General features: G+C 70.5%; 28 protein-coding genes and 1 pseudogene. 6 read left to right on the top strand and 23 right to left on the bottom strand.

Features of this window, described 5'->3' with window-relative positions; translation table 11 throughout:
* The 5 genes from nuoE to CCS38_RS31305 form a co-directional block, all read right to left on the bottom strand.
* Positions 1-727: NADH-quinone oxidoreductase subunit NuoE (gene nuoE / locus CCS38_RS31325; RefSeq protein WP_223736711.1), on the bottom strand; the 727-nt coding region annotated here is incomplete at its 3' end.
* A 35-nt stretch (positions 728-762) separates the two neighbouring features.
* The gene (locus CCS38_RS31320) at positions 763-2,139 is read right to left on the bottom strand and encodes an NADH-quinone oxidoreductase subunit D (protein ID WP_223736710.1); all 1,377 of its coding nucleotides are present in this window, start codon (positions 2,137-2,139) and stop codon (positions 763-765) included.
* The gene (locus CCS38_RS31315) at positions 2,139-2,891 is read right to left on the bottom strand and encodes an NADH-quinone oxidoreductase subunit C (protein ID WP_223736709.1); all 753 of its coding nucleotides are present in this window, start codon (positions 2,889-2,891) and stop codon (positions 2,139-2,141) included. The genes CCS38_RS31320 and CCS38_RS31315 overlap by 1 nt, the downstream gene beginning before the upstream one ends.
* Positions 2,888-3,442 carry a NuoB/complex I 20 kDa subunit family protein gene (locus CCS38_RS31310; protein ID WP_030262584.1) on the bottom strand — a complete coding sequence of 185 codons (555 nt, stop codon included), beginning with the start codon at positions 3,440-3,442 and terminating at the stop codon, positions 2,888-2,890. The genes CCS38_RS31315 and CCS38_RS31310 overlap by 4 nt, the downstream gene beginning before the upstream one ends.
* A gap of 10 nt (positions 3,443-3,452) precedes the next feature.
* A complete protein-coding gene (locus tag CCS38_RS31305; RefSeq protein ID WP_030262580.1) occupies positions 3,453-3,812 on the bottom strand; it encodes an NADH-quinone oxidoreductase subunit A in 360 nt (119 codons plus the stop codon).
* 725 nt (positions 3,813-4,537) lie between these two features.
* Between CCS38_RS31305 and CCS38_RS31300 the strand changes: the two genes are divergently transcribed.
* A complete protein-coding gene (locus tag CCS38_RS31300) occupies positions 4,538-5,353 on the top strand; it encodes a C40 family peptidase (protein WP_223736708.1) in 816 nt (271 codons plus the stop codon).
* A 129-nt stretch (positions 5,354-5,482) separates the two neighbouring features.
* Here CCS38_RS31300 and CCS38_RS31295 read toward each other — a convergent pair whose 3' ends face one another.
* The 4 genes and pseudogenes from CCS38_RS31295 to CCS38_RS31280 form a co-directional block, all read right to left on the bottom strand.
* Positions 5,483-5,812: a putative quinol monooxygenase gene (locus CCS38_RS31295; RefSeq protein ID WP_223736707.1), complete on the bottom strand. Its 330-nt coding sequence runs from the start codon at positions 5,810-5,812 to the stop codon at positions 5,483-5,485.
* A gap of 89 nt (positions 5,813-5,901) precedes the next feature.
* Positions 5,902-6,681, bottom strand: a complete 780-nt coding sequence (locus tag CCS38_RS31290; RefSeq protein WP_223736706.1) for an IclR family transcriptional regulator — start codon at positions 6,679-6,681, stop codon at positions 5,902-5,904.
* Between the two features lie 48 nt (positions 6,682-6,729).
* Positions 6,730-6,894: a hypothetical protein gene (locus CCS38_RS31285; RefSeq protein WP_223736705.1), complete on the bottom strand. Its 165-nt coding sequence runs from the start codon at positions 6,892-6,894 to the stop codon at positions 6,730-6,732.
* Between the two features lie 243 nt (positions 6,895-7,137).
* Positions 7,138-8,457: pseudogene (locus tag CCS38_RS31280) on the bottom strand (geranylgeranyl reductase family protein); the annotation flags it as partial.
* An 88-nt stretch (positions 8,458-8,545) separates the two neighbouring features.
* Here CCS38_RS31280 and CCS38_RS31275 point away from each other — a divergent pair.
* Positions 8,546-9,058, top strand: coding sequence for a GNAT family N-acetyltransferase (locus tag CCS38_RS31275; RefSeq protein WP_223736703.1), 513 nt, complete (start codon positions 8,546-8,548; stop codon positions 9,056-9,058).
* Here the strand turns inward: CCS38_RS31275 and CCS38_RS31270 are convergent, their stop codons facing one another.
* From CCS38_RS31270 to CCS38_RS31255, 4 genes are all read right to left on the bottom strand, one after another.
* Positions 9,059-9,757, bottom strand: coding sequence for a demethylmenaquinone methyltransferase (locus tag CCS38_RS31270; RefSeq protein WP_223736702.1), 699 nt, complete (start codon positions 9,755-9,757; stop codon positions 9,059-9,061).
* Between the two features lie 36 nt (positions 9,758-9,793).
* On the bottom strand, positions 9,794-10,342 hold the full coding sequence (locus CCS38_RS31265; RefSeq protein WP_223736701.1) for an imidazolonepropionase-like domain-containing protein: 549 nt from the start codon (positions 10,340-10,342) through the stop codon (positions 9,794-9,796).
* Positions 10,343-10,352: 10 nt separating this feature from the next.
* On the bottom strand, positions 10,353-11,552 hold the full coding sequence (gene mqnC, locus CCS38_RS31260; RefSeq protein ID WP_223736700.1) for a cyclic dehypoxanthinyl futalosine synthase: 1,200 nt from the start codon (positions 11,550-11,552) through the stop codon (positions 10,353-10,355).
* 356 nt (positions 11,553-11,908) lie between these two features.
* A complete protein-coding gene (locus CCS38_RS31255) occupies positions 11,909-12,796 on the bottom strand; it encodes a menaquinone biosynthetic enzyme MqnA/MqnD family protein (protein ID WP_223736699.1) in 888 nt (295 codons plus the stop codon).
* Positions 12,797-13,108: 312 nt separating this feature from the next.
* On the opposite strand from CCS38_RS31255, the gene CCS38_RS31250 reads away from it, so the two are divergent.
* Positions 13,109-13,312 carry a cold-shock protein gene (locus CCS38_RS31250; protein ID WP_003984261.1) on the top strand — a complete coding sequence of 68 codons (204 nt, stop codon included), beginning with the start codon at positions 13,109-13,111 and terminating at the stop codon, positions 13,310-13,312.
* A 219-nt stretch (positions 13,313-13,531) separates the two neighbouring features.
* On the opposite strand, the gene CCS38_RS31245 is transcribed toward CCS38_RS31250, so the two are convergent.
* A complete protein-coding gene (locus tag CCS38_RS31245; RefSeq protein ID WP_223736698.1) occupies positions 13,532-15,442 on the bottom strand; it encodes an AMP-dependent synthetase/ligase in 1,911 nt (636 codons plus the stop codon).
* A 116-nt stretch (positions 15,443-15,558) separates the two neighbouring features.
* Positions 15,559-16,860 (bottom strand): acetyl-CoA C-acetyltransferase, encoded by a 1,302-nt coding sequence (locus tag CCS38_RS31240; RefSeq protein WP_223736697.1) that lies wholly within the window; start codon positions 16,858-16,860, stop codon positions 15,559-15,561.
* Positions 16,861-16,931: 71 nt separating this feature from the next.
* Between CCS38_RS31240 and CCS38_RS31235 the strand changes: the two genes are divergently transcribed.
* A complete protein-coding gene (locus tag CCS38_RS31235; RefSeq protein ID WP_223736696.1) occupies positions 16,932-18,260 on the top strand; it encodes a 3-oxoacyl-ACP reductase in 1,329 nt (442 codons plus the stop codon).
* Positions 18,260-19,114, top strand: coding sequence for a MaoC family dehydratase (locus CCS38_RS31230; RefSeq protein WP_223736695.1), 855 nt, complete (start codon positions 18,260-18,262; stop codon positions 19,112-19,114). Before CCS38_RS31235 ends, CCS38_RS31230 begins: the two co-directional genes overlap by 1 nt.
* Positions 19,115-19,184: 70 nt before the next feature.
* Here CCS38_RS31230 and CCS38_RS31225 read toward each other — a convergent pair whose 3' ends face one another.
* From CCS38_RS31225 to CCS38_RS31195, 7 genes are all read right to left on the bottom strand, one after another.
* Positions 19,185-19,835 (bottom strand): TetR/AcrR family transcriptional regulator, encoded by a 651-nt coding sequence (locus CCS38_RS31225; RefSeq protein WP_223736694.1) that lies wholly within the window; start codon positions 19,833-19,835, stop codon positions 19,185-19,187.
* A gap of 149 nt (positions 19,836-19,984) precedes the next feature.
* Entirely contained in the window at positions 19,985-21,337 is a 1,353-nt protein-coding gene (locus CCS38_RS31220; RefSeq protein WP_223736693.1) for a dicarboxylate/amino acid:cation symporter, read from the bottom strand.
* A 378-nt stretch (positions 21,338-21,715) separates the two neighbouring features.
* Entirely contained in the window at positions 21,716-22,006 is a 291-nt protein-coding gene (locus tag CCS38_RS31215; RefSeq protein ID WP_223736692.1) for a DUF4229 domain-containing protein, read from the bottom strand.
* A 94-nt stretch (positions 22,007-22,100) separates the two neighbouring features.
* Positions 22,101-22,625, bottom strand: a complete 525-nt coding sequence (locus tag CCS38_RS31210) for a GNAT family N-acetyltransferase (protein WP_223736691.1) — start codon at positions 22,623-22,625, stop codon at positions 22,101-22,103.
* Between the two features lie 47 nt (positions 22,626-22,672).
* Entirely contained in the window at positions 22,673-23,836 is a 1,164-nt protein-coding gene (mqnE, locus tag CCS38_RS31205; RefSeq protein ID WP_223736690.1) for an aminofutalosine synthase MqnE, read from the bottom strand.
* Between the two features lie 103 nt (positions 23,837-23,939).
* A complete protein-coding gene (locus CCS38_RS31200; protein ID WP_223736689.1) occupies positions 23,940-24,395 on the bottom strand; it encodes an Lrp/AsnC family transcriptional regulator in 456 nt (151 codons plus the stop codon).
* 105 nt (positions 24,396-24,500) lie between these two features.
* Positions 24,501-25,223 (bottom strand): UbiX family flavin prenyltransferase, encoded by a 723-nt coding sequence (locus tag CCS38_RS31195; protein WP_223736688.1) that lies wholly within the window; start codon positions 25,221-25,223, stop codon positions 24,501-24,503.
* Positions 25,224-25,358: 135 nt separating this feature from the next.
* Here CCS38_RS31195 and CCS38_RS31190 point away from each other — a divergent pair, with 135 nt between their 5' ends.
* A complete protein-coding gene (locus CCS38_RS31190; RefSeq protein ID WP_223736687.1) occupies positions 25,359-25,943 on the top strand; it encodes a rhomboid family intramembrane serine protease in 585 nt (194 codons plus the stop codon).
* A 52-nt stretch (positions 25,944-25,995) separates the two neighbouring features.
* Here CCS38_RS31190 and CCS38_RS31185 read toward each other — a convergent pair.
* Positions 25,996-26,218: hypothetical protein (locus tag CCS38_RS31185; protein ID WP_223736686.1), on the bottom strand; the 223-nt coding region annotated here is incomplete at its 5' end.

The raw sequence follows: 26,218 nt of genomic DNA, 5'->3' as shown, positions 1-26,218 counted from the left end.
AAGGAGCCTCGTCCGTCGGACGGGCACCGTCGCGCGGGGCGACGACGTGGTCCGTGCCGCCCGGCAGCTCCTCGCCCTTGGCCAGCCGGAGCCCGACGAGCGAGGCGTGCCCGGCGCCGCCGGTCGCCTCGACCGCGCCCTCCCGCCGGTCGGGGAAGCCGGCCAGGATGCGGGCGGTGTCCTTGTACGTGCACAGGGGCGCGCCGCGGGTCGGGGCGACGGGCCGCCCGGCCCGCAGGTCGTCGACCAGCTGCTTCGCGCTCTCCGGCGTCTGGTTGTCGAAGAACTCCCAGTTGACCATCACGACGGGCGCGTAGTCGCAGGCGGCGTTGCACTCGATGTGTTCGAGGGTGACCTTGCCGTCGGCGGTGGTCTCGTCGTTGCCGACGCCGAGGTGTTCCTTGAGCTCGTCGAAGATCGCGTCGCCGCCCATGACGGCGCAGAGGGTGTTGGTGCACACCCCGACCTGGTAGTCGCCGCTCGGCTTGCGGCGGTACATCGTGTAGAAGGTCGAGACGGCCGTGACCTCGGCGGTGGTGAGGTCCAGCAGCTCGGCGCAGAAGCGGATGCCGGTGCGGGTGACGTGGCCCTCCTCGGACTGCACGAGGTGCAGCAGCGGCAGCAGGGCCGAGCGCGCGCCGGGGTAGCGGGCGATCACCTCCTTCGCGTCCGCTTCGAGCCGGGCCCGTACGTCGGCCGGGTAATCGGGGGCGGGGAGCTGCGGCATCCCCAGGCTCACCTCTTGCTCGGCGGGTGTGGCTGTCACCGGTCGACGCCTCCCATCACGGGGTCGATGGACGCGACGGCGACGATGACGTCGGCGACCTGGCCGCCTTCGCACATGGCCGCCATGGCCTGCAGGTTGGTGAAGGACGGGTCGCGGAAGTGGACGCGGTAGGGGCGGGTGCCGCCGTCGCTGACCGCGTGCACGCCCAGTTCGCCCTTGGGGGACTCGACGGCCACGTACGCCTGTCCGGGCGGGACCCGGAAGCCCTCCGTCACCAGCTTGAAGTGGTGGATCAGGGCCTCCATGGAGGTGCCCATGATCTTCTTGATGTGGTCCAGGGAGTTGCCGAGGCCGTCCGGACCGAGCGCGAGCTGCGCGGGCCAGGCGATCTTCTTGTCCCCGACCATGACCGGGCCCGGCTCCAGCCGGTCCAGGCACTGCTCGACGATCCGCAGGGACTGCCGCATCTCCTCCAGCCGGAGCAGGAAGCGGCCGTAGGCGTCGCAGGTGTCGGTGGTCGGGACCTCGAAGTCGTAGGTCTCGTAGCCGCAGTAGGGGTCCGACTTGCGCAGGTCGTGCGGGAGTCCGGCGGAGCGCAGGACCGGCCCGGTGGCGCCGGTGGCCAGGCAGCCGGCCAGGTCCAGGTGGCCGATGCCCTGCATGCGGCCCTTGAAGACCGGGTTGCCGGTGGCGAGCTTGTCGTACTCGGTGAGGTTCTTGCGCATCTTCTTCACGAAGGCGCGTACCTGGTCGACGGCGCCGGGCGGGAGGTCCTGGGCGAGGCCGCCGGGCCGGACGAACGCGTGGTTCATGCGCAGGCCGGTGATCAGCTCGTAGATGTCCAGGACCAGTTCGCGGTCGCGGAAGCCGTAGATCATGATCGTGGTGGCGCCGAGCTCCATGCCGCCGGTGGCGATGCACACCAGGTGGGAGGAGAGCCGGTTCAGCTCCATCAGCAGCACGCGGATGATCGTGGCCCGGTCCGGGACGTCGTCCTGGATGCCGAGCAGCTTCTCCACGGCCAGGCAGTACGCCGTCTCGTTGAAGAACGGCGTCAGGTAGTCCATCCGCGTGACGAAGGTCGTGCCCTGGGTCCAGGTGCGGTATTCGAGGTTCTTCTCGATACCGGTGTGGAGGTAGCCGATGCCGCAGCGGGCCTCGGTGACGGTCTCGCCGTCGATCTCCAGGATGAGCCGGAGCACACCGTGCGTGGAGGGGTGCTGCGGGCCCATGTTGACGACGATGCGCTCGTCGTCGGCCTTGGCCGCGGCCTCGACGACCTCGTCCCAGTCGCCGCCGGTGACCGTGTAGACCGGGCCCTCGGTGGTCTCGCGGGCATCAGAAGGGGGCGCGTCGTAGACGCTCGTTGAGGGGCGGTGGCCGGGAGACGGGTGGGATTGCGAAGTACTCATCAGCTGTACGACCTCCGCTGGTCCGGAGCCGGGATCTGGGCGCCCTTGTACTCGACGGGGATGCCGCCGAGCGGGTAGTCCTTGCGCTGCGGGAAGCCCTGCCAGTCGTCCGGCATCATGATCCGGGTGAGCGCCGGGTGGCCGTCGAAGATCAGCCCGAAGAAGTCGTAGACCTCGCGCTCGTGCCAGTCGTTGGTCGGATAGACGCCGACGACCGACGGGATGTGCGGGTCGGCGTCGGGCGCGGAGACCTCCAGCCGGATCAGCCGGGTGTGGGTGATCGACCGCAGGTGGTAGACGGCGTGCAGCTCGCGGCCCTTGTCGCCGGGGAAGTGCACGGCGCTGACGCCGGTGCACAGTTCGAAGCGGAGGGCCGGGTCGTCGCGGAGCGTCTTCGCGACGACCGGGAGGTACTCCCGCTCGATGTGGAACGTCAGCTCGCCGCGGTCGACGACGGTCTTCTCGATGACGTTCTCGGGGACCAGCCCCTGTTCCTCCAGCGCGCCCTCGAGCTCGTCCGCGACCTCGTCGAACCACCCCCCGTACGGCCGGGAGGTGGCGCCGGGCAGCCGTACGGTCCGTACGAGACCGCCGTACCCCGAGGTGTCGCCGCCGTTGTTGGCGCCGAACATGCCCCGCCGGACGCCGATGACCTCGCCCTGGTCCAGGCGCTGGCCGGGGAGGTTCTCCACGCCGATTTCCTTGTCGGGATTGACCCCGTTGGCCCCCGTACCGTTCTTCGCGTCGCTCACCGCAGCAGCCCCTTCAGCTCGATCGTCGGGAGTGCCTTGAGCGCCGCCTCCTCCGCCTCGCGGGCCGCTTCCTCGGCGTTGACCCCGAGCTTGGAGCCCTGGATCTTCTCGTGGAGCTTGAGGATGGCGTCCATCAGCATTTCGGGGCGGGGCGGGCATCCCGGGAGATAGATGTCGACCGGGACGATGTGGTCCACACCCTGCACGATGGCGTAGTTGTTGAACATTCCGCCCGTGGAGGCACAGACGCCCATGGAGATGACCCATTTCGGGTTCGGCATCTGGTCGTAGACCTGGCGCAGGACGGGCGCCATCTTCTGGCTGACCCGGCCGGCCACGATCATCAGGTCGGCCTGCCGGGGCGACCCGCGGAAGACCTCCATGCCGAAGCGCGCCAGGTCGTAGCGGCCGGCGCCGGTGGTCATCATCTCGATGGCGCAGCACGCGAGCCCGAACGTCGCCGGGAAGACCGATGACTTGCGCACCCAGCCCGCGGCCTGTTCGACGGTGCTCAGCAGAAAGCCGCTGGGCAGCTTCTCTTCAAGTCCCATTGGGTGACCCCTAGTCCCATTCCAGGCCGCCGCGGCGCCAGACATAGGCGTAGGCGACGAAGACGGTGAGCGCGAAGAGCAGCATCTCGACGAGCCCGAACAGCCCCAGGGCGTCGAAGGTGACGGCCCAGGGGTAGAGGAAGACGATCTCGATGTCGAAGACGATGAAGAGCATCGCCGTCAGGTAGTACTTGATCGGAAAGCGACCGCCGCCTGAAGGCTGTGGGGTCGGCTCGATCCCGCACTCGTACGCCTCGAGCTTGGCCCGGTTGTAGCGCCTGGGTCCGACGAGCGTGGCCATGACGACAGAGAAGATCGCAAAGCCTGCCCCGAGGGCTCCCAGTACGAGGATGGGCGCATAGGCGTTCACCGTCCTCGCTCCCTTCAGTCGACGATGACTGGTTGGCGGTCCGGCCTCGGGCCCGTTCACTCCTCGACGGATCTCGACAGAGATCACGGCTATGTGAGGCAGTTCACAAGCCCTGGCCGCCTGCATCCTATGCCCGTGAGTCTGTGATCTGCGACACGGGGTGCGACAACGCCTTTGTGATCTCCACCACCTGACGAAGGATCATGAAGTCGGATGAGCGGTGATCTTCGCACCGGAAGCGGCCGGGTGATCACTTGAAGTGACAAAACCAGCAGTCGCCGCTGGTCAAGAGGGTGCCTCCACTATCAAGAGCTACGCTCCGCAAGCAAATTGGCGCTGGACGCCGTCAACTGCTAGCGCGCGCCCACCCGTCCGCGTGACCTAGCCGTGACACTGCCGTGATCGCCGGCACGTGCATTGCTTCACGAGCGCGCATCACGAGGACATAACGGTCACTCAGGAGTGAGCTATCCCACGCGTTTCACATTTCTAAAACCTTGACGGTGGGGAAGCCTTGGCGTGTCGGTTGCGAAGGTGGTAAGTGCCGTGCTGGGGCGCATCGAGCGGTAAAAGCCGTGCGCAGGAACATGATCACGAAATTCGGACACTCCCTCGGCCGACACGCGACTGGCCGATTGGTCCGGTTTGTTCACCGTGTACGCGTCAAAAGTGGTGCACACCACCTTTGTTGGCAGCAACCTGGGGCTCCTGATAGCCGTGGTGCCATGTCCCCGAACGCACTCATACCCAGCCACCGGAAGCCCCGCCGCTCCGCGACTTCGCGAGCCGTGCGCGCAGGGTTCACCGGTGGCATCCTCACGCTGGCGGTGACCGGTACCGCCGTCCCCGCGAACGCCACCGGTGAGAAGCCGGCCTCCGAAACGCAGGAGCTGCCGACCATCAGCGCCGCGCTCGCGACGTCCGTGGCGAAGACCGCGGACTCCACCCAGCAGGTGGCGAACCAGTACGAGCTGCAGGCAGCGCAGGACACGGTCTTCTCCAAGGCCGAGAAGGCCGCGCAGAAGGCCAAGGACAAGGCCGTCGAGGCCAAGCGCAAGGCCGAGGCGGAGAAGCGGGCCGCGGCGGCCCGCAAGGCCGAGGCGGCCGAGCAGGCCCGCGCTTCGCGCTCCGCGGACCGTGGCCCCCTCCTTTCCGCCTCCGCCTCGGTCGACACCGGCTCGCTCTCCGGCTCGACCGCCACCCTGGTGAACTTCCTCAAGGCGCAGGTCGGCAAGGCGTACGTGTCCGGCGCGACCGGCCCGTCCGCCTACGACTGCTCCGGCCTCACCCAGACCGCGTTCCGGCAGATCGGCATCGACCTGCCGCGCGTCTCCCAGGACCAGTCGACCGCCGGCACCCAGGTGGGCCTGGACAACCTCCAGGTGGGCGACCTCCTCTACTGGGGCAGCGCGGGCAGCGCGTACCACATCGCGGTCTACATCGGCGACGGCCAGTACATCGGCGCGCAGAACCCGAACGACGGTGTCGCGCAGCACGACCTGAGCTACGACCGGCCGACGGGCGCCGTGCGCGTCCGCTGAGGCCCTCCCCCGAGGCCACAGGCACCACGAAGGGCCGTCGTTCCCCCCGCTCGGGAACGACGGCCCTTTCGGCGCACTTTGCGGTACTACGACCGCTTCGAGGCTGTGTCCTAGTGCTCGCGCGGTGTCCTAGTGCTCGCGCGGCTTGACCTCGGCCATCTCGCCCCAGCCGGTGCCCTCGGTCTCGACGTTGATGATTTCCGGGGTGCTCGCGACGAGGCCGGACATCAGCTCGATGGCCTCCTTGAAGTGGTCGGACTGGACGTGCGCCACGCCCGCCTCCTGGCCCGCGAACGCCTCCAGCAGCACGAACTGGTTCGGGTCGTCCGCGCTCCGGGACCACTCGAAGAAGATGTTGCCCGGCTCGGCACGGGTGGCGAGCGTGAAGGGCTCGGTCAGCGACAGCCACTGGTCGCTCTTCTCGGGCCGGACGGTGAACTTCACAGCGATGAAAATCATGCGACCACTGTGCGCCGCGGGCGGCCGGGCCGCGAGCCGGCGGGGCCGCCATTCCACCGATGCCGGAAAAACCGGTGCCGGTACCGGCCTCAGGCTCCGGCCGCCGCCCGGGTCAGTACGGACGCCAGCTCGCCCCGGCGCGCCGGGTAGTCGGCGGTCGGCAGGGACACCGACAGCGCGCGGACCGAGCCGTCGGGGCCCTCGCCCGGGAGGCGGACGGCGAGACAGGTGTGGGCCGGGTCGGTCTCGCCGACCGACACGGCGAGCCCCTCCCGGCGCACCCGCGCCAGCTCCGCCTCGAAGCGCTCGGGCGAGGTGATCGTACGGTCCGTCAGCCGGGGCAGGCCGTGCGCGTCGAGGTAGCGGCGGCGCGCGGGCCGGTTCAGCGCGGCGAGCAGCACCTTGCCGTGCGCGGTGGCGTGCGCGCCGTGGTCGGGTCCCACCGCGAACGGCCCGCCGGCGGCCGACACCGGCAGCGTGCTGTCGACGACCGCGATCCGCCCCTGGCCGACCGCGCTGAGGTACGCGTGCGTCCCGGTCGCGCGCCGGACGTGCCGCAGCAGCTCGCGCGCGTCGTCCTCGATACCGGTCTGCCGCTGGAAAGCCCGGTACAGCGCGGGCACCTGAGGCCCCAGTACGTATCCGCCGCCCGCACGCATGACATGCCCGCGGGCGGTCAGCGGTCCCAGCAGGTTGTAGACCGTGGACAGTGAACAGCCCAGCCGCCTGGCCAGTGCCTTGGCCGGCACCGGGCCCGCCGCCCCGGCCACCGCGTCGAGCACGTCCAGCGCCCGGTCGACGGAGAGCGGTCCGCCCCCGGCGTGGGACACGCCCGCGGCGTGGGGTCCGTTGGCGGGTGCGGCGGACATGGTCCCTCCGGGCGTCTCGATCGGCGGCTGCTGCGCTTCCAGGATCCCTCACCGCGGCCAGCGCGTGCTCTGCCGGTTGGCCTCCCGGACCTTCGCCCTCAGCTCCGCCCGGCGGTCGTCCTCCCCCTGCGCCTCGTCCACCCGGTCCACCGACTCGTAGCACTCCGTCCCGTCCCGTTCATCCCGTTCGCCCCCCTTCGATTCGTCGCTCATGACGTCCCCCCTCGCAACCGGCGCCGTGCCCTCGCCATCCTCATGGTTCACGCTCCGTGTTCCACTCGGCGCTGTGTGTGCTCCTCCCCAGCCTGGCCGTCCGCACGCCTGTACGGCAGTAGGCACAATCCGCCAACTTTCCGTGTCAAGACCGGCCACAGGACAGCCCCGACAGCACGATGCCGCCACCGGCAGAACCGGTGGCGGCACGTCAGAAAGGCTGTCAGGCCATGCGTGCGTGGCTCACGCCTTCGGCGCGACCTTGCTCAGGCCGTTGATGATGCGGTCCATCGCGTCGCCGCCGGTGGGGTCGGTGAGGTTGGCCAGCATCTTGAGGGTGAACCTCATCAGCATCGGGTGGGTGAGGCCGCGCTGCGTGGCCAGCTTCATGATCTTCGGATTGCCGATGAGCTTCACAAAGGCGCGGCCCATCGAGTAGTAGCCGCCGTAGGTGTCCTTGAGGATCTTCGGGTACCGCTGCAGGGCCAGCTCGCGCTGGGCGTACGTGGCGCGCGCGTGCGCCTGCACGATGACGTCCGCGGCGATCTGGCCGGACTCCATGGCGTACGCGATGCCCTCGCCGTTGAAGGGGTTCACCAGGCCGCCCGCGTCACCGACCAGTAGGAGGCCCTTGGTGTAGTGCGGCTGGCGGTTGAAGGCCATGGGGAGCGCCGCGCCGCGGATCGGCATCGTCATGTTCTCCGGGGTGTAGCCCCAGTCCTCGGGCATCGAGGCGCACCACGCCTTGAGGATCTCGCGCCAGTCCAGCTCCTTGAAGCTGCTGGAGGTGTTCAGGACGCCGAGGCCGACGTTCGAAGTGCCGTCGCCCATGCCGAAGATCCAGCCGTAGCCGGGGAGCAGCCGGTCCTGCGGGCCGCTGCGGTCCCACAGCTCCAGCCAGGACTCCAGGTAGTCGTCGTCGTGGCGGGGCGAGGTGAAGTACGTACGGACCGCGACGCCCATCGGGCGGTCCTCGCGGCGGTGCAGGCCCATCGCCAGGGAGAGGCGCGTGGAGTTGCCGTCGGCGGCGACCACGAGCGGGGCGTGGAAGGAGACCGGGGTCTTCTCCTCGCCGAGCTTGGCGGTGACGCCCTCGATGCGCCCGGTCAGCTCGTTGATGATCGGGCCGCTGACGTTGCAGCGCTCGTACAGCCGGGCGCCGGCCTTCTGCGCCTGCCGGGCGAGCTGCTCGTCGAAGTCGTCACGCTTGCGGACCAGGCCGTAGTCCGGGTACGAGGCGAGGTCCGGCCAGTCGAGCTGGAGGCGGACGCCGCCGCCGATGATGCGCAGGCCCTTGTTGCGCAGCCAGCCGGCCTCCTCGGAGATGTCGATGCCCATCGACACCAGCTGCTTGGTGGCGCGCGGGGTGAGGCCGTCGCCGCACACCTTCTCGCGCGGGAAGGCCGTCTTCTCCAGCAGGAGGACGTCCAGACCGGCCTTGGCGAGGTAGTACGCGGTGGTCGAGCCGGCCGGTCCGGCTCCCACGACGATCACGTCGGCGGTGTGCTCGGAGCTGGCCTGGGTCGCGGTGGCGGCATCGGTCACGTCGGTCACGGCGTTGTCTCCCGGAACTCGATATCTGGGTGCCGACCGGCACTGGACCCGTGCAGTCTATGCAGGCGTACCTGATCGGATTCCGAAGGGTTGGTCCATGCAGAAGCCGCTTCCCCCCGTCGAGCTGCGCGTCCCCACCGAGGAGGACGCATGGAACTGGCACCGGGTCTTCGACGACCCCGAGGTGATGGAATTCCACGGCGGCGCGTCCGCCGAGCTGTCGGAGTACGAGGAGCTGACCGCGCGTCAGCGCCGCCACCACGCCGAACGCGGATTCTGCTTCTACACGATCACCGATCCGACGGACGGCGCGGTGATCGGCTTCGCCGGCGCGCAGCCGTGGCCGCGCACGGAGTGGGGCCCGGTCGGCGAGATCGAGATCGGCTGGCGGCTCGGCCGGAAGTACTGGGGCAGGGGCTATGCCACGACCGTGGCCCGGCGCGCCCTGGAGGACGTGCGGGCCGCGGGCGTACGGCACGTCGTGGCCATGGTGCAGGCCGAGAACGCGCGCTCGATAGCGGTCACCCGGCGGCTCGGGATGCGGCAGGCGGAGACCTTTATCTCCCCCGTCTCCAAGGTGACGGGCCTGTGCCACCGGCTGGACCTGTGATCAGACGGCCGGCTTCGTCCCGCGGTGCAGGGCGACGATCCCGCCCGTGAGGTTGCGCCAGGCGACCTTCCGCCAGCCCGCCTTCTGGAGCAGCGCCGCCAGCGCGGGCTGGTCGGGCCAGGCGCGGATGGAGTCGGCGAGGTAGACGTACGCGTCCGGGTTGGAGCTGACGGCGGTCGCGACCGGCGGCAGCGCGCGCATCAGGTACTCGGTGTAGACGGTCCGGAAGGGTGCCCACGTCGGCTGGCTGAACTCGCAGATGACGACCCGGCCGCCGGGCTTGGTGACCCGGTACAGCTCGGCCAGCGCGGCGTCCGTGTCCTGCACGTTCCGCAGCCCGAACGAGATCGTGACGGCGTCGAACACACCGTCCGCGAAGGGCAGCTTGGTCGCGTCCCCCGCGGTGAACGGCAGCCACGGCTGGCGCTTCTTGCCCTCCCGCAGCATTCCGGTGGAGAAGTCGCATGGCACGACGTACGCACCGGTCCGCGCGAAGGGCACGGACGAGGTCCCCGTACCGGCCGCGAGATCGAGCACCCGCTCGGCGGGCCGCGCCCCTACGGCCTTGTCCACGGCCTTGCGCCACAACCGCGCCTGCCCCAGGGACAGCACGTCATTGGTGAGGTCGTACCGTTCCGCCACGTCGTCGAACATGGAAGCGACTTCGTGCGGCTGCTTGTCCAGGGATGCTCGGGTCACGAGCCCATTGTTCACCACGGCACGCGGCGCCCGGGCTCACCCCCGGCGCCGGTACACCAGCCGGCCGCCGAGGGCCGTCACCAGACAGGTGCCGTCCGCCGCGAAGACCGCGAAGTCGGCCGGGGCGCCCGGGGCGAGGGCCACGGGGTGTGCGCGGAGGCCCGATCTGCTCACCGCCGTGCGGACCGCGGGGCGGGTGAACGCGCCCGTCAGGGAGGTGGTGCCGGTGGAGAGGAGGCGTTGGAGGCCGCGGCGAGCGCTGGCTCCCCAGCGGGTTTCGGACATGTCCAGGGCGGCGAGCGCGGCCCCGGTCAGCGGCTCGGTGCCCAGTGAGTCGGCCTCCCGGGGGTCCGGGTGGTACGCCGATTCCAGCAGCGACGTGCCGTCGGGCTCGTGGCGCCCCGGCGTGAGGACGGCACCGGGCCACTCACGGACCCGCGCCCGGTCGCCGTACGCCGCATACAGCTCCTCGTACGGGCCGATGGCCGCGATGCGCGCGCCGTCGACGACCACCGCGTCCGCTGCCGCGTCGCCCCCGGCAGCAGCCGCGCCCTCGACCGCCCGGACGCGGTGAATCGTCAGCACGGCCCGCGGCTCAGTTCGTCTCGACGAGCTTCAGCTCGGGGTGGGCCGTGCCGCCGTCGATGGCGGTGGAGGAGATGTGCGAGGCGACGCGGTCGTCGACCGGGTCGTTCGCCGGGTCGTCGTGGACGACCAGGTGCTCGTACGTGGTCGCCCGCTGGGCGGGGACGCGGCCCGCCTTGCGGATCAGGTCGATGATCTCCTGGCGGTTGGAGCGGTGCTTGGCACCGGCCGAGGAGACGACGTTCTCCTCCAGCATGATCGAGCCGAGGTCGTCCGCGCCGTAGTGGAGGGAGAGCTGGCCGATCTCCTTGCCCGTCGTCAGCCAGGAGCCCTGGATGTGGGCGACGTTGTCCAGGAAGATGCGGGCGATCGCGATCATCCGCAGGTACTCGAAGAGCGTGGCCTGCGTCCGGCCCTTCAGGTGGTTGTTCTCGGGCTGGTAGGTGTACGGGATGAAGGCGCGGAAGCCGCCCGTACGGTCCTGCACGTCGCGGATCATGCGCAGGTGCTCGATGCGCTCGGCGTTGGTCTCGCCCGTGCCCATCAGCATCGTGGAGGTCGACTCCACGCCCAGGTTGTGCGCGATCTCCATGATCTCCAGCCAGCGCTCGCCGGACTCCTTGAGGGGAGCGATGGCCTTGCGGGGGCGCTCGGGGAGGAGTTCGGCACCGGCGCCCGCGAAGGAGTCGAGGCCCGCGGCGTGGATGCGCCGGATGGCCTCTTCGACGGAGACACCCGAGATGCGGGCCATGTGCTCGACCTCGGACGCGCCGAGGGAGTGGATGACCAGCTGCGGGAACTCCTTCTTGATGGCGGCGAAGTGCTCCTCGTAGTACTCCACGCCGTAGTCCGGGTGGTGCCCGCCCTGGAACATGACCTGCGTGCCGCCCAGCTCGACGGTCTCCGCGCAGCGGCGCAGGATGTCGTCCAGGTCGCGGGACCAGCCCTTGGCGGTGTCCTTGGGCGCGGCGTAGAACGCGCAGAACTTGCACGCCGTCACGCACACGTTGGTGTAGTTGATGTTCCGCTCGATGATGTACGTCGCGATGTGCTCCGTACCGGCGTAGCGGCGGCGGCGCACGGCGTCAGCGGCCTTGCCGAGGGCGTGCAGCGGCGCGGAGCGGTAGAGCTCGACGGCTTCCTCGGGGGTGATCCGCCCGCCCTCCGCGGCGCGGTCGAGTACGGACTGAAGGTCGGCGTTCTCGGTCACCGGGCGTCCCTTTCGAGGTTCTTGGGCGGGCATGCGTCACGACCGATCCAGCGTACGCCAGGGCATTTGGGGCCCGGCCACCTCCCACCGGTGGCGCGGGGAGGCACCCGGCGGAGGCGGCCGGTGCCTCGCTTCCTTCTTGCCGCGAATAGCGGCGGAAGGAATTCGCCAGGCCCGGCAGCGGCCGGAAATGGTGCGCGGCGCCGGAATCCATCCCTTCGTTCGTTCAATATTCACCAAGAATTCCGGAGGGAATCCGGGGCGGAAGGGACGGCGGAACGGACAAGAAAGAAAGTTGTATGGGGCAAGGAAAAAGTAAGGGGCCGGCGCCTCGTACGAACGGCCGGCCCCCCGGGTCAGGCGCCCAGCAGATCCACCCGCACGTCCGCCGGGAAGCCCGTCGTCGGGCCCGTGCGGCGGGCGAATTCCGTGACACCGCGCAGCTGGTCGGGGCCGAAGCGGAAATCCAGCGTGGTGAAGTACTTCGCGAGCACGTCCTCGTCGAAGTGCTCCCAGCGCGCCGCCTGCTCGGCGACCTTGCCGACCTCCTCCAGGGACAGGTCGCGGGAGGCCAGGAACGCCTCGTGCACCTTCTGTACGACGACCGGCTCGCGCTCCAGGTAGTCGCGCCGGGCCGCCCACACCGCGAAGACGAACGGCAGGCCGGTCCAGTCCTTCCACATCTGGCCGAGGTCGTGCACCTCCAGGCCGAGCCGGGGCGCCTCGTGCAGGTTGGCGCGCAGCGCGGCGTCCCCGATGAGGACCGCGGCGTCCGCCTCCTGCATCATCACGCCCAGGTCGGGCGGGCAGGTGTAGTAGTCGGGCGTGACGCCGACCTGCTCGGCGAGCAGCAGCTGCGCCAGCCGCACAGAGGTGCGGGAGGTCGAGCCGAGCGCGACCCGAGCGCCGTCCAGCTTGTCCAGCGGCTTCTGCGAGACGATCACGCAGGACATCACCGGGCCGTCGCAGCCGACCGCGATGTCGGGGAAGGCGACCAGCTGGTCGGCGTGCTTGAGGAACTCGACGAGGGTGATCGGCCCCATGTCCAGCTCGCCGCTGACCAGCTTCTCGTTCAGCTGGTCGGGGGTGTCCTTGGTGAGCTCCAGGTCGAGCAGGGTGCCCGTACGGGCCAGGCCCCAGTAAAGGGGCAGGCAGTTCAGAAACTGGATGTGGCCCACTCGCGGCCGGGCCCGGCGGTGGCCGGAGGTCGGTGCGGGTGCGTCTCCTACGGTTGAATTGTCCACATGTGGAGGCTAGACCCGCGGGGCTCGCCGCGAGGCAGCGGGGCCTCCGGACGACAGCGAGAACCGGGCGGAACCCCGGTGAGAAGCGGGCGGGAACCCTGGCGAGAACCGACCGGGAACCCCGGCACGAAGATAAACGTGATCTTTGGCTCTTCCGCCTTCTGAGCGCACCGTGCTAGGCTCAGCGCAAGTTGCAGTTTGGTTTCCCTTGCAGTACAGAGCCTGCGGATCATGTGACCCGCAGGCATTTGTAGTTTTCAGACTTCTTTGCAGGTTCTGGAGCAGGGCAACCCTTTGGCCCAAGGAGGGCTTATGGCTACCGGAACCGTCAAGTGGTTCAACGCCGAGAAGGGCTTCGGCTTCATCGCCCAGGACGGCGGCGGCCCCGATGTCTTCGTCCACTACTCCGCGATCAACGCCTCTGGCTTCCGCTCCCTTGAGGAGAACCAGCAGGTGAACTTCGACGTCACGCAGGGTCCGAAGGGCCCGCAGGCGGAGAACGTCACCCCGGTCTAAGTTGCCCGGGCCGGCCGGTCGCGGCCGTTAGTAGCAGTACCCAAGGAGCCCTGCTCCGCCACTTCGGTGGCGAGCGGGGCTCCTGCCTTTTTACGGAAGGCCATCCGACAAAAGGGGCAGAAAAGGTGAAGCCCCGCGCCGCCTCCCCCACAGAGGCGACACGGGACTCCAGTCTGACGCGCCCGGTTCGACGTACGACGGGCGGGGTCGGTTCCGCGCTCAACTACTTTCGTACAGCGCTTCTATGTCTTTCGCATAGTCCCGTGCAATGGCCATTCGCTTCAGTTTCAACGAAGGCGTGAGGTGGCCGGCCTCCTCGGTGAAGTCGGCGGGCAGTACGGCGAAGCGGCGGATGGACTCGGCGCGCGAGACGAGCCGGTTCGCGTCGTCGACGGCGCGCTGCAGGTCGGCCCGGAGCCGCTCGTCGTGCACCAGCTCCGCGAGCGGCACGTCTTGCTTCTTCTGCATCTGCCGCCAGTGCGCGAGCCCGTCCGGCTCCAGGGTGAGCAGCGCGGTGATGTACGGGCGGTCGTCGCCGATCACCAGGCACTGGCCGACCAGCGGATGCGCGCGCAGCCGGTCCTCCAGCGGCGCGGGCGCCACGTTCTTGCCGCTCGCGGTCACGATGATCTCCTTCTTGCGGCCGGTGATGGTGAGGTACCCGTCGGCGTCCAGCGCGCCGAGGTCACCGGTGGCGAACCACGCCTCCTCGTCCACGGCCGGGACGGCGCTCCCGCTCGCCGCGTCCCAGTACCCGCTGAAGACCTGGCCACCGCGGAGCAGCACCTCCCCGTCGTCGGCGATCCGGACCGCACTGCCGGGCAGCGGCCAGCCCACGGTGCCCAGGCGGGGCTTGAGGGGCGGGGTGACGGTGGCGGCCGCGGTGGTCTCCGTCAGGCCGTAACCCTCGAAGACCTGGATGCCGGCGCCCTCGTAGAACGCGGCCAGCCGCCGGCCGAGCGGGGAGCCGCCGCAGATCGCGTAGCGGACCCGGCCGCCGAGCGCCGCGCGGATGCGGCGGTAGACGAGCGGGTCGTACAGGCCGCGCGCCGCGCGCAGGCCGAGGCCAGGGCCCGGCCCCGTGCCGTGCTCCGCGGCCTCGACCGCCTCGCCGTAGCGGCGGGCGATCCGCGCCGCGCGGTCGAAGGAGGCGGCCCGGCCCATCTTCTCGGCGGTGGCCCGGCCGGTGTTGTGGACCTTCTCCAGTACGTACGGAATGGCCAGCAGAAAGGTCGGTCGGAAGCCGGCCAGGTCGGCGAGCAGGTCCTCGGTCTGAATGCTGGACGCGTGGCCCAGCTTCACCCGGGCCCGCAGACAGCCGACCGCCACCATCCGGCCGAAGACGTGCGAGAGCGGGAGGAAGAGCAGGGTGGAGGCGGGGTCCTTGCTGACCGACTTGAAGACGGGGTGCAGCAGTTCTATGGAGTTGTCGACCTCGGCGAAGAAGTTGCCGTGGGTGAGGACGCAGCCCTTGGGGTGTCCGGTGGTACCGGAGGTGTAGATCAAGGTGGCGGTGTCGGCGGGGCCGCGTGCGGCGCGCCGCTTGGTCACCTCGTACGGGAGCAGGTCGCGGCCCCCCGAGATGATCTGGCCGATGGCGCCGGTGTCCAGCTGCCAGAGGTGGGCGAGGTCCGGGAGGGCGCCGCGGACACCGCTGATCATGCGGGTCTGCTCGACGCTCTCCACGACGCAGGCCCGGGCGCCGGAGTCCGCCAGGATCGACTGGGCCTGGTGGGCCGAGGAGGTCGGGTAGAGGGGGACGGTGACCAGCCCCGCCGCCCAGGACGCGAAGTCGATCAGGGTCCACTCGTAGCTGGTGCCGGCCATGATGGCGAGCCGGTCGCCGGGGTTCAGGCCGTGTGCGATCAGTCCCTTGGCGAGGGCGAGTACCTGGTCGGCGAATTCGGCGGCGGTCACGTCGCGCCAGCTGCCGTCGTGCTGCTTGCGGGCGAGGACGACGTCGGTGGGGGCCGCGGCGGCGTTGTCGAAGGGGATGTCGCCGAGTGAGCCGGCGGGGACGGCGGGGGCGAGCGGCGGGACGGAGACCTCGCGGACGACCCCGTCCTCGACGGTCTTGTGCGGCGGGACCAGTACGGGCGTGGCGGGTGGTGCGGCTTCCTGGCTGGACACGAGCGGCTCCTCGGGTGCTGCTGCGGTACGGCTTCGGCTGCTGCTGGGGACGACGCTGCTGCTGGTACGGCGTGGTACGGGCTGCCCGGCTGCCCTGGCAAGGGTCCTGACGCCGGTTATTGCGCGCGTTCCTCCGCGCGTTCGAGGATCGCCGTCACGCCCAGGCCGCCCGCCGCGCAGATCGAGATCAGGCCGCGCACGGGCCTGCCGTCGGCGGCCGGTTCGCGTGCGGCAAGGAGCTCGGCGAGGGTGGCGACGATGCGGGCGCCGGTCGCGGCGAAGGGGTGGCCGGTGGCGAGCGAGGACCCGGCGACATTGAGCCGGTCGCGGTCGACCGGGGCCAGTCCCTGCTTCTCCCAGGCGGCGAGGGTGGCGAGCACCTGGGAGGCGAACGCCTCGTGGATCTCGACCAGGTCGAAGTCCTCGATGCCGAGCCCGGCCCGCCCCAGCATCCGCGGCACGGCGTACGCGGGCGCCATCAGCAGCCCGTCGTCCCCGTCCACGTAGTCCACGGCGGCCGTTTCGTACGCGGTGAGGTAGGCCAGCGGCTTGAGGCCGCGGGCGCTCGCCCACTCCTCGCTCGCCAGCAGCACGGTCGCCGCGCCGTCCGTCAGCGGCGTGGAGTTGCCCGCCGTCATCGTGGCGTCGCCGTCCCGGACGCCGAAGACCGGCTCGAGCCGGGCGAGCTTCTCGACGGTGGAATCCGGCCGCAGGTTCTGATCGCGGTCCAGGCCGCGGAAGGGGACGACCAGCTCCTTGAGGAAGCCGCGGTCGTACGCGGCGGCGAGCCGCTGGTGGCTGGTCGCGGCCAGGGCGTCCTGGTCGGCGCGCTGGATGCCCCACTTCCTGGCCGTGCGGGCCGCGTGCTCGCCCATGGAGAGGCCGGTACGCGGCTCGGCGTTGCGGGGGATCTCGGGAACGAGGTGGCGCGGGCGAATGCGGGAGAGCTGCTTGAGGCGGGCACCGGCCGACTTCGCGCGGCGGGTGGCCAGCAGGATCTTGCGCAGCTCCTCGTTGACGCCGAGCGGGGCGTCGCTGGCGGTGTCCGAGCCGCCGGCGATCGCGCTGTCCGTCTGGCCGAGGGCGATCTTGTTGGCTGCGGCGATGACGGCCTGCAGGCCGGTGCCGCACGCCTGCTGGATGTCGTACGCGGGGGTGCGCGGGTCCAGCCCCGAGCCGAGCACCGTCTCGCGGGCCAGGTTGAAGTCGCGGCTGTGCTTGAGCACCGCGCCCGCAACGAACTCGCCGATCCGCTCGCCCTCCAGGTCGAACCGCTCCACCAGGCCGTCCAGCGCGGCGGTCAGCAGCTCCTGGTTGGCGGCGGTGGCGTACGGGCCGTCCGAGCGGGCGAAGGGGATGCGGCTGCCGCCGATCACCGCGACCCGCCGGATGCCTGCGGCGCTCTCCTGCGTACTCATCCTCGACCAGCTCCTGACCCTTGAGTAACCTTACTCAGAAGTAAATTTACGCGAGATCCAGGAGCCGGCCAATGCCCGATCGCTACCTTCGTTTCACGCAATCCGGTCCGGGCCGCTTCGTGACCCGGCGGCTGGGGCTGCCGCAGCCGGCGCCGCTGCACCGGTGGAGCGCGGAGCGGCCGGTACTGGACGGGCCGCTGCTGCATCTGACGGCCGGTAAGAGCACGGTCGATCCCTCGGCGGTGCTGGCCTGCGCCGGGCTGCCGGTGCACACCTCGCAGCAGGCCGGGGCGCAGTACGCGGCGGTCGTCGTGGACGCCACGGGCGCGGGCGACGTGGCCGCCCTGCGCGAGGTGTACGAGGGGCTGCACCCCGTGATGCGGTCGCTGACGGACGACGCCCGGGTGGTCGTACTCGGCTCGGCGCCCGATCCGACGGACCATCACCAGGCCGCCGCGCAGCAGGCCCTCGAAGGGTTCGTGCGGTCGCTCGGCAAGGAGGTGGGCCGCGGCCGCACGGCCCACCTGCTGCGGCTGGCACCGGCGTCCGCCGGGGCCGCGGAGTCCACCCTGCGCTTCCTGCTCTCGCCCCGGTCCGCATACGTGAGCGGGCAGGTCATCGGCGTCGGAGCGGCCGACGACATCACCGTCCCCGAGGACTGGGACCGGCCGCTGGACGGGCGGACCGCGCTGGTCACCGGGGCCGCGCGGGGCATCGGCGCGGCGGTCGCGGAGACGCTGGCCCGGTACGGCGCGCGGGTCGTCTGCCTGGACGTGCCGCAGGCCGAGGCGGACGTGCGGGCGGTCGCCGAGCGGCTGGGCGGACAGGCCCTCACGCTGGACATCACCGCTCCGGACGCGGGCGAGCGGATCGCCGCCGCGCTCCCCGACGGGCTGGACGTCCTCGTCCACAACGCGGGGATCACCCGGGACCGGCGGCTGGCCAACATGGCGGCCGACCGCTGGGACGCCGTACTGGACGTCAACCTCGCCTCCGTCCTGCGCACCACCGACCACCTGCTGGCCGCCGGCACGCTGCGGCGCGGCACGGGCCGGGTCGTCGCCACCGCGTCCATCGCCGGGATCGCGGGCAACACCGGGCAGACCAACTACGCGGCGAGCAAGGCCGGAATCATCGGGCTGGTCCGCTCGCTGGCGCCGCGGGCCGCGGAGGAGCACGGCGTGACGGTCAACGCCGTGGCCCCCGGCTTCATCGAGACGAAGATGACCGCCGCCGTACCGCTCTTCATCCGGGAGGCGGGGCGCCGGATGAACTCGCTCGGCCAGGGCGGCCTCCCCGTGGACGTCGCCGAGACCATCGCCTGGCTCGCGAGCCCGGCCTCCGGCGGCGTCAACGGCCAGGTCGTCCGGGTCTGCGGGCAGAGCCTGCTGGGGGCGTGATGACGGAGCTGACTCTTCCGCGGGCGCCGCGGCTGATGCCCGCGCTGGCCAAGGGCGCGCTGACCGGCGTGGGCAAGCGGCCGCGGGCGGACGCGCCGCTGCCCGCCCTACGCCTCACGCTGCCCGGCGTACGGGCCGACCCGGCGCGTACCGCCGCGTACGCCGAGGTCTGTGGCTTCCCCGCGGACAGCCCTTTCCTGCCGGTCACCTACCCGCACATCCTCGGCTTCCCGCTGGCCGCGCGGCTGATGAGCGCCCGGAACTTCCCGCTCCCGATGCTCGGCCTCGTCCACACCACGATCGAGATCGTCCAGCACGCGCCGCTGTACGCGGACCGGCCGCTGGACCTGACGGTGTACGCCCAGGAGCTGCGGCCGCACCGGCGGGGCACCGAGGCGGTTCTGGTCACGGAGGCGCGGCGGGACGGTGAACCGGTGTGGGAGGACCGCAGCACCTACCTGGCCCGGCACCGGACGGAGGACACGACGAGCACTCCCCCGCCGGACGGTCCTGAGCTGCCGGCCCGCGCCGAATGGCAGCTGCCCGCCGGCCTCGGCCGCCGGCACGCCGCCGTCTCCGGCGACTACAACCCCATCCACCTCCACCCGCTGACCGCCCGCGCGCTCGGCTTCCCGCGCGCGATCGCGCACGGCATGTGGACCGTCGCGCGATGCGCCGCCGAGGCCGTACCGGCCGACGCCCCGGCGCTGCGCCTCACCGCCCGCTTCCGCGCCCCGGTCCTGCTCCCGGCGACCGTCACCTACCGCTCCGACGGCCAAGCCTTCCGGCTGGCCGGCGAATCCGGCCGAAAAGAGTGCATCCATCTGGAGGGGAACATCCGAATACCTGGTTGACCCGCGCGCGGGTCGTCGCGGCGGCACGGCCCGGACCCCGCCGCGTCGCCGCGGCCGCCTCCGCGCGAGGTCACCCGCCGGGCGCCCACCGCTCGCCGCCCAACAGGGGGCCGAGGCCCGTCCAGGCGAAGTTCATCAGCGTCGCCGCGGTCTCCTTGGCAGAGGGGCGGGCGTCCTCCGGGCGGGCGTTGGCCCACTCGGCGAGCGACTCGGCCGCCCCGACGAGCGCGTGGGCCAGCCCCGACACCTCGCGCTCCGCCAAGTTCTCGTCGCAGCCCGCCTCCCGCGCCGTGGCCCCGATCAGGCCGGTCACGAACTCGATGATCTCCGCGCGCATCGCGGCGACCTCCAGGGCGAACGGCTCACCGTGCGTACGCGCCTGCTGGTGCAGCACCGCCCACCCCTCCGGGTGCTCGGCGGTGTGCGCGAAGAAGCCCTTCAGCCCGCTCCACAGCTGCCGGTCGGCCGCCGCGCCCTGCTCCACGGCGTCCCGGACGGCCGCGACCAGCGCCGCCGCCTCCCGCTGGATGACCGCGGTGAAGAGCTCCTCCTTGGAGTTCAGATAGAGGTAGACCAGCGGCTTGGACACCCCGGCGACCTCGGCGATCTCGTCCATCGAGGCGGCCCGGTACCCCCGCCGCGCGAACGTCAGCACGGCCGCGTCCATCATCTGCTGCTCGCGCACCGCGCGCGGCACCCGCTTGTTCTTCACGCCACCCACACCGAACGTCCTTCCACCCCGCGCGCTTACTACCAAGTAAGTTTACGGACCGCCTGTCGAGGAGCGGCCCTGTCCTTCAGGCCAGATACAACGCACCGCGCCCCGGAGCCGGTGGGCTTCGGGGCGCGGTGCGTCAGGTGCGGGACGGGTCAGGCCGCGGGGGCCGGGACCGTCACCTTCCGGTCGGCCTCGACGGTGGCGGTCGCCAGGTCGGGGTCGCCGTCCAGGCTGATGCTGGTGGCGTTGGCGTACGCCTCGCGGTCCAGGATCTTCTCCTTGGCGGAGACCAGGATCGGGATGACGGCCTGGCCGGCCACGTTGGTGGCGGTCCGCATCATGTCCAGGATCGGGTCGATGGCCATGAGGAGACCGACACCGGCCAGCGGGAGGCCCAGCGTGGAGAGGGTCAGGGTCAGCATGACCGTGGCGCCGGTGAGGCCGGCGGTGGCGGCCGAGCCGATGACCGAGACGAAGGCGATCAGGATGTAGTCGCCGACACCGAGCGGGACGTCGAAGATCTGCGCGATGAAGATCGCGGCGAGCGCCGGGTAGATCGAGGCGCAGCCGTCCATCTTGGTCGTCGAGCCGAAGGGCACGGCGAAGGACGCGTACTCCTTCGGGACGCCGAGGCGCTCGACGACCTTCTGGGTGACCGGCATGGTGCCGACCGAGGAGCGCGAGACGAAGGCCAGCTGGATGGCGGGCCAGGCGCCCTTGAAGAACTGCAGCGGGCTGACCTTGGCGACGGTCGCCAGCAGCAGCGGGTACACGCCGAACATCACCAGCGCGCAGCCGACGTAGATGTCGACGGTGAAGGTCGCGTACTTGCCGATGAGGTTCCAGCCGTACGTGGCGATCGCGTTGCCGATGAGGCCGACGGTGCCCAGCGGGGCCAGGCGGATGACCCACCACAGGGCCTTCTGCAGCAGTTCGAGCGCCGAGCGGCTGAGCTTGAGGACCGGCTCGGCCTTCTCGCCCAGCTGGAGCGCCGCGATGCCGACGACGGCCGCCATGAAGACGATCTGCAGGACCTGCAGCTCGGTGAAGGGCGTGATGATGTCGGTCGGGACGATCCCGGTCAGGAAGTCGATCCAGGTACCGGCCTCTTCGGGCTTGGAGCCGTCGGCGGGCGTGAGGCCCGTACCGGCGCCGGGGTCGGTGACCAGGCCGATCGCCAGGCCGATCGCGACGGCGATCAGCGAGGTGACCATGAACCACAGCAGGGTGCGGGTGGCGAGCCGGGCGGCGTTGTTGACCTGCCGCAGGTTGGTGATCGACACCACGATGGCGAAGAAGACCAGCGGGGCGACGGCCAGCTTCAGCAGCTGGACGAAGAGCTCACCGATCTTGCCGAGGGTGGTGACCAGCCAGCCGATGTCGCCGCTCTTGGCGATCCAGCCGAGGAGCACACCGAGGACGAGACCCAGCAGGATCTGCGCCCAGAAGGGGACTCTCGGTATGCGGGAGGTCTTGGCAGGGGTGGTCTCGGAAGACGTGGACAACGGGCACACTCCGGGTGCGTGCAGGCTTTCGGGACGAGGCGTGGAGCGCCAGGAGGTCCGTTTGCGGGATCTCCGGCCGCTGGAGGACGTCGCGAGGACGTCAGCGGCGACAACAGGCCGCGGACTCACAGCGGCAAAGATCGACGTGCAGGCGCGCCACGAGCGTGAGGCTCATGGGGAACAAGTGCGCTGCTGCTGTCTTCATGTCCGATACGTTAACACTTGAACTTTGGGGTACTCAAAGAAAATCTTTGGCATCCCCCGACCCCGCACCGGACGTAAAACGCCAACGCCCGCCGGTGGAGCGGAAACTCCACGGGCGGGCGTCGGCGGTGTGTGAGGCGTCTTACACGCCGGAGGGCCGGCGGCGCGGCGGTCTCAGGCGGCGCCGTCCTCCTGGCTCCGGTTGGCGGCGAGCCGCTCCTTCTGGCGGTCGACCTTGGCCACGATCTGCTGGGACATCGCGTCCCGCTGCTTGCGCAGCAGCACGAAGCTGAGCGGCGCGGAGATCACGATGGCGAGCAGCAGCATCCAGATGAGGTTCGAGTCGCCGATACCCAGCGGGATGACGCGGAAGTACGCGAGGACCCAGACGACCGCGAAGCAGGCGACGAAGAGGCCCAGACGGGCAGCGGTGTACAGGAGTGCGGCGTGCTTCTGGCTGCTCACGGTCGGACCTTCTTCTCAACGACAACCGAAAGGGTCTGCATCCAGTCAAGCACAGCGGTCTGTGTGATCTTTCCCGCCCCCGGACCCGGGCGCCTCAGTGCAGCTCCTGCCACATGGTGATGTCGTCGCGGTAGTCGTCGTCGGCGACCTTGATGGCGCCGGGGACCCGGCCGACCTCCTTGTATCCGCAGGAGGCGTAGAAGCGGTCCGCTCCGGTGCCGCCGCGGCAGGTGAGCCGTATGGCACGTATCCCTTCGGTGGCCCGCGCGGCGTCCTCGACCGCCGCCATCAGCTCGCGGCCCACGCCCCGCCCCTGCAGGGAGGGGTGCACCATCACGCTGTAGACCCACAGGTAGTGCCGCATGAGCCGGTGCGTGTTCGCGTACAGGAACGCGGTCGCGAGCGGGGTGCCGTCCGCGTCCCGGCCGACGAGCAGGCGGGCCCGGCCCTCGGCCATCGCGGCCAGGTGCTTGATCAGCTCGGGACGGATGTCCTCGCCGGTCACGGGCGGCACGAACCCGACAGCCCCGCCGGCGTTCGAGACATCCGCCCACAACGCGCAGACCCCCTCGCGCAGTTCAGGGGTGACAGAAGGGTCCAGGTCGAAGCGCACGCTCATGACCTGGACCCTAATTCGTCACTCCGGTGACCGGAAAGCGCTTTCCGTCACACCCGCATCGGCTGCGGCTCCTCGCGGCGGTTGGCGTCCGGGCCCGGGTACTCGCGGATGATCTCGTACCGGGTGTTCCGCTCGACCGGCCGGAAGCCGGCGTCCCGGATGAGGTCCAGCAGGTCCTCGCGGGTGAGCTTGTTCGGCGTGCCGTAGTTGTCGGCGTCGTGCGTGATCTTGTACTCGACGACCGAGCCGTCCATGTCGTCGGCGCCGTGCTGCAGGGCGAGCTGGGTGGTCTGGAGACCGTGCATGACCCAGAAGCACTTCACGTGCGGCACGTTGTCGAAGAGGAGACGGGAGACCGCGAAGGTCTTCAGGGCCTCGGCGCCGGTGGCCATGGTCGTGCGGGCCTGCAGCTTGTTGCGGACCTTGCCGTCCTGCATGTCCACGAAGTCGTGCTGGTAGCGCAGCGGGATGAAGACCTGGAAGCCGCCGGTCTCGTCCTGCAGCTCACGCAGCCGCAGCACGTGGTCCACGCGGTGACGCGGCTCCTCGATGTGCCCGTACAGCATGGTGCTCGGGGTCTTGAGGCCCTTCTGGTGCGCCAGGCGGTGGATGCGCGACCAGTCCTCCCAGTGGGTGCGGTGGTCGACGATGTGCTGCCGGACCTCCCAGTCGAAGATCTCGGCGCCGCCACCGGTCAGCGACTCCAGACCGGCCTCGATCAGCTCGTCGAGGATCTCCGAGGCGTCCATGCCCGAGATGGACTCGAAGTGGTGGATCTCCGTTGCCGTGAACGCCTTCAGCCCGACGTTCGGCAGGGCTTCCTTGAGGGCCTTCAGGGAGCGGGGGTAGTAACGCCAGGGCAGGTTCGGGTGCAGGCCGTTGACGATGTGCAGCTCGGTGAGGTTCTCGTTCTCCATGGCCTTGGCCAGGCGGACGGCCTCCTCGATGCGCATCGTGTACGCGTCCTTCTCGCCCGGCTTGCGCTGGAAGGAGCAGTACGCGCAGGAGGCGGTGCACACGTTCGTCATGTTGAGGTGACGGTTGACGTTGAAGTGCACGACGTCGCCGTTCTTGCGGGTGCGCACCTCGTGCGCGAGGCCGCCGAGCCACGCCAGGTCGTCGGACTCGTAGAGGGCGATGCCGTCCTCGCGGGTCAGCCGTTCACCGGCGTGGACCTTCTCCTCCAGCTCGCGCTTGAGCCCAGCGTCCATTCCGGTCCGCCTCCCATTGTTTTCTACCGATACGACCTCGACCGAGCGTACTCCCCCGGTCTTCGGCCGGGAGGTGCCCCCATACGCAACCGCTTCGCGGCCGCTACGACTCCTCGGGCAGCTCCCCGACCCGGTTCTCCCACTTCGTGGAGAGCACGATCGTGGTGCGCGTACGGGAGACGCCCTTGGTGCCGGAGAGCCGGCGGATGGTCCGCTCCAGGCCGTCCACGTCGTCCACCCGGACCTTGAGCATGTACGAATCGTCGCCCGCGATGAACCAGCAGTCCTCGATCTCGGTGAGGTCGCGCAGCCGGTGGGCGAGCTCCTCGTGATCGGTGGCGTCCGAGAGCGAGATGCCGACCAGCGCCGTGACGCCCAGGCCCAGAGAGGCGGCGTCGACGGTCGCGCGGTAGCCGGTGATCACGCCGGCCGACTCCAGCCGGTTGATGCGGTCCGTGACGCTGGGGCCGGACAGGCCCACCAGCCGGCCGAGCTCCGCGTACGAGGCCCTGCCGTTCTCGCGCAGTGCCTGGATGAGCTGCCTGTCCACCGCGTCCATTGCGTCCCCGACCTTTCAATCTTTCCGCATTGCCACTACTGATTACAGAATCTAAGGCATGCAGGGCGATTTAGCCCGCAATCCCAGGTAAAAAACAGAGATTGATCACTGACCTCTGCCGGCGCCGCCCGCGCCGCCACCGAGCTCGCCCGCCCAGCGCCGGTACAGGCCGTGCGGCACATCCGCCGCGTCCAGCGCCCGGCCCGCCACGAAGTCCACCAGGTCCTGTATGTGCGTCGCCCCCGCGTAGAACGCGGGCGAGGCCGGCAGCACCACGGCGCCCGCCTCGTCCAGGGCGACCAGGTGCTTGAGGGTCTGCCCGTTCAGCGGCGTCTCGCGCACCGCGACGACCAGCTTGCGGCGCTCCTTCAGCGTCACGCTCGCCGTCCGTTGCAGGAGGTCCTTGGAGAGCCCCAGCGCCACCCCGGCCACGCACGCCGTGCTGGCCGGCACGATCAGCATGCCCTTGGCGGGATACGAGCCCGAGGACGGGCCCGCGGCCAGGTCACCGGCCGGCCAGTGCCGTACGTCCGCGAGATCCGCCTCCGTGATCCGGAAGGTCTCCGGCTTGCCGTCCGCGCCGCGCGCCAGCCATTCGCGCAGGTCCGCACGCCAGTGCGCGTCCCGGAAGGAAATCCCGGTCTCGTCCAGCAGCGTCAGCCGCGAGGCCCGGCTGACCACCAGGTCGACGGCCTCGCCCGCGGCCAGCAGGCCGCGCAGCACGGACGCGGCGTACGGGGTCCCGGACGCGCCGGAGACCCCGACCACCCACGGCCTGCGGGGACCGGTGCCGGCGTGCTGACTGGTGACGTTGTGCGGCGGCTCCACGGCACCGAGCCTATCCGGCGGAACCAGGAGCACCGTCACAGCCGTTCTTGCCTGTGAGGGCGCGCGGCCGTCGCGCGGACCTCGGCGGACATGCCGGTACGGCGGACACCGGCCGGCAGGCGAGGAGGGCCGGACATGGGAGCACGCGCCAAACCCGCTGCGCTGCTGGTGCTGGCCTGGGTCGGGCTGCTCTGGCTGCTGGAGACGGTCGACGTGGCCACCGGCCACGCGCTGGACAGCTTCGGCATCCGGCCGCGCGAGCTGAGCGAGCTGGTCGACGTGCTCCCGGCGACCGCCGTGCACTTCGGCTTCGCCCACCTCATGGCCAACACCCTCCCGCTGCTCGTGCTCGGCTTCCTGGCCGGGCTGCGCTCCGGGATCCGCAGACTGGCCGGTGTCACGCTCCTCATCGCCCTCGTCAGCGGCCTGGGCGTCTGGCTGATATCCCCGCCGGGCAGCAATACCGCGGGCGTCTCCGGAGTGATCTTCGGGCTCTTCGGCTATCTCGTCGTGCGCGGCTTCATCGAGCGCAAGGCGCTGGACATCGCCATCGGCGTGCTCGTCACGGTGCTCTACGGCTCGATCCTGTGGGGCGCGCTCCCGGCCTCGGACGGCATCAGCTGGCAGGCGCACTTCTTCGGGCTGGCCGGCGGGGCGCTGGCCGCGTACGTCTTCCGCGTGCGGACGCCGGGCCTCCGCACGGAAGGCCGCGTCCCGTAGTCTCAGCAGGCGGCGGCGCCGGGCCACGGCCCAGCGCCGCCGGAGACACCATTCACGTCATCGGGGGGATCAGCCCGTGGTCGAGTTCGACAAGTCCGCATCCGAACCGCCGTCGGAAGGACAGCCGCCCCAGAACGGCGGGCAGCAGCAACCGCACGGCCAGCAGGGGCAGCAGCCCTATGGCCAGCCCTATCCGCAGCAGGGGCAGCCGTACGGCCAGCCGCAGGGGCAGCAGCCCGGTTACGGCTACCCCGCCCCGCCGCCCGGCCCCGGCC

It is taken from the genome of Streptomyces purpurogeneiscleroticus (assembly GCF_020024005.1).
GTDB classification, from domain to species: Bacteria; Actinomycetota; Actinomycetes; order Streptomycetales; family Streptomycetaceae; genus Streptomyces; species Streptomyces purpurogeneiscleroticus.
The sequence above is the reverse complement of the archived record's forward strand: the minus strand, read 5'-3'. Positions and strand labels throughout refer to the sequence as shown.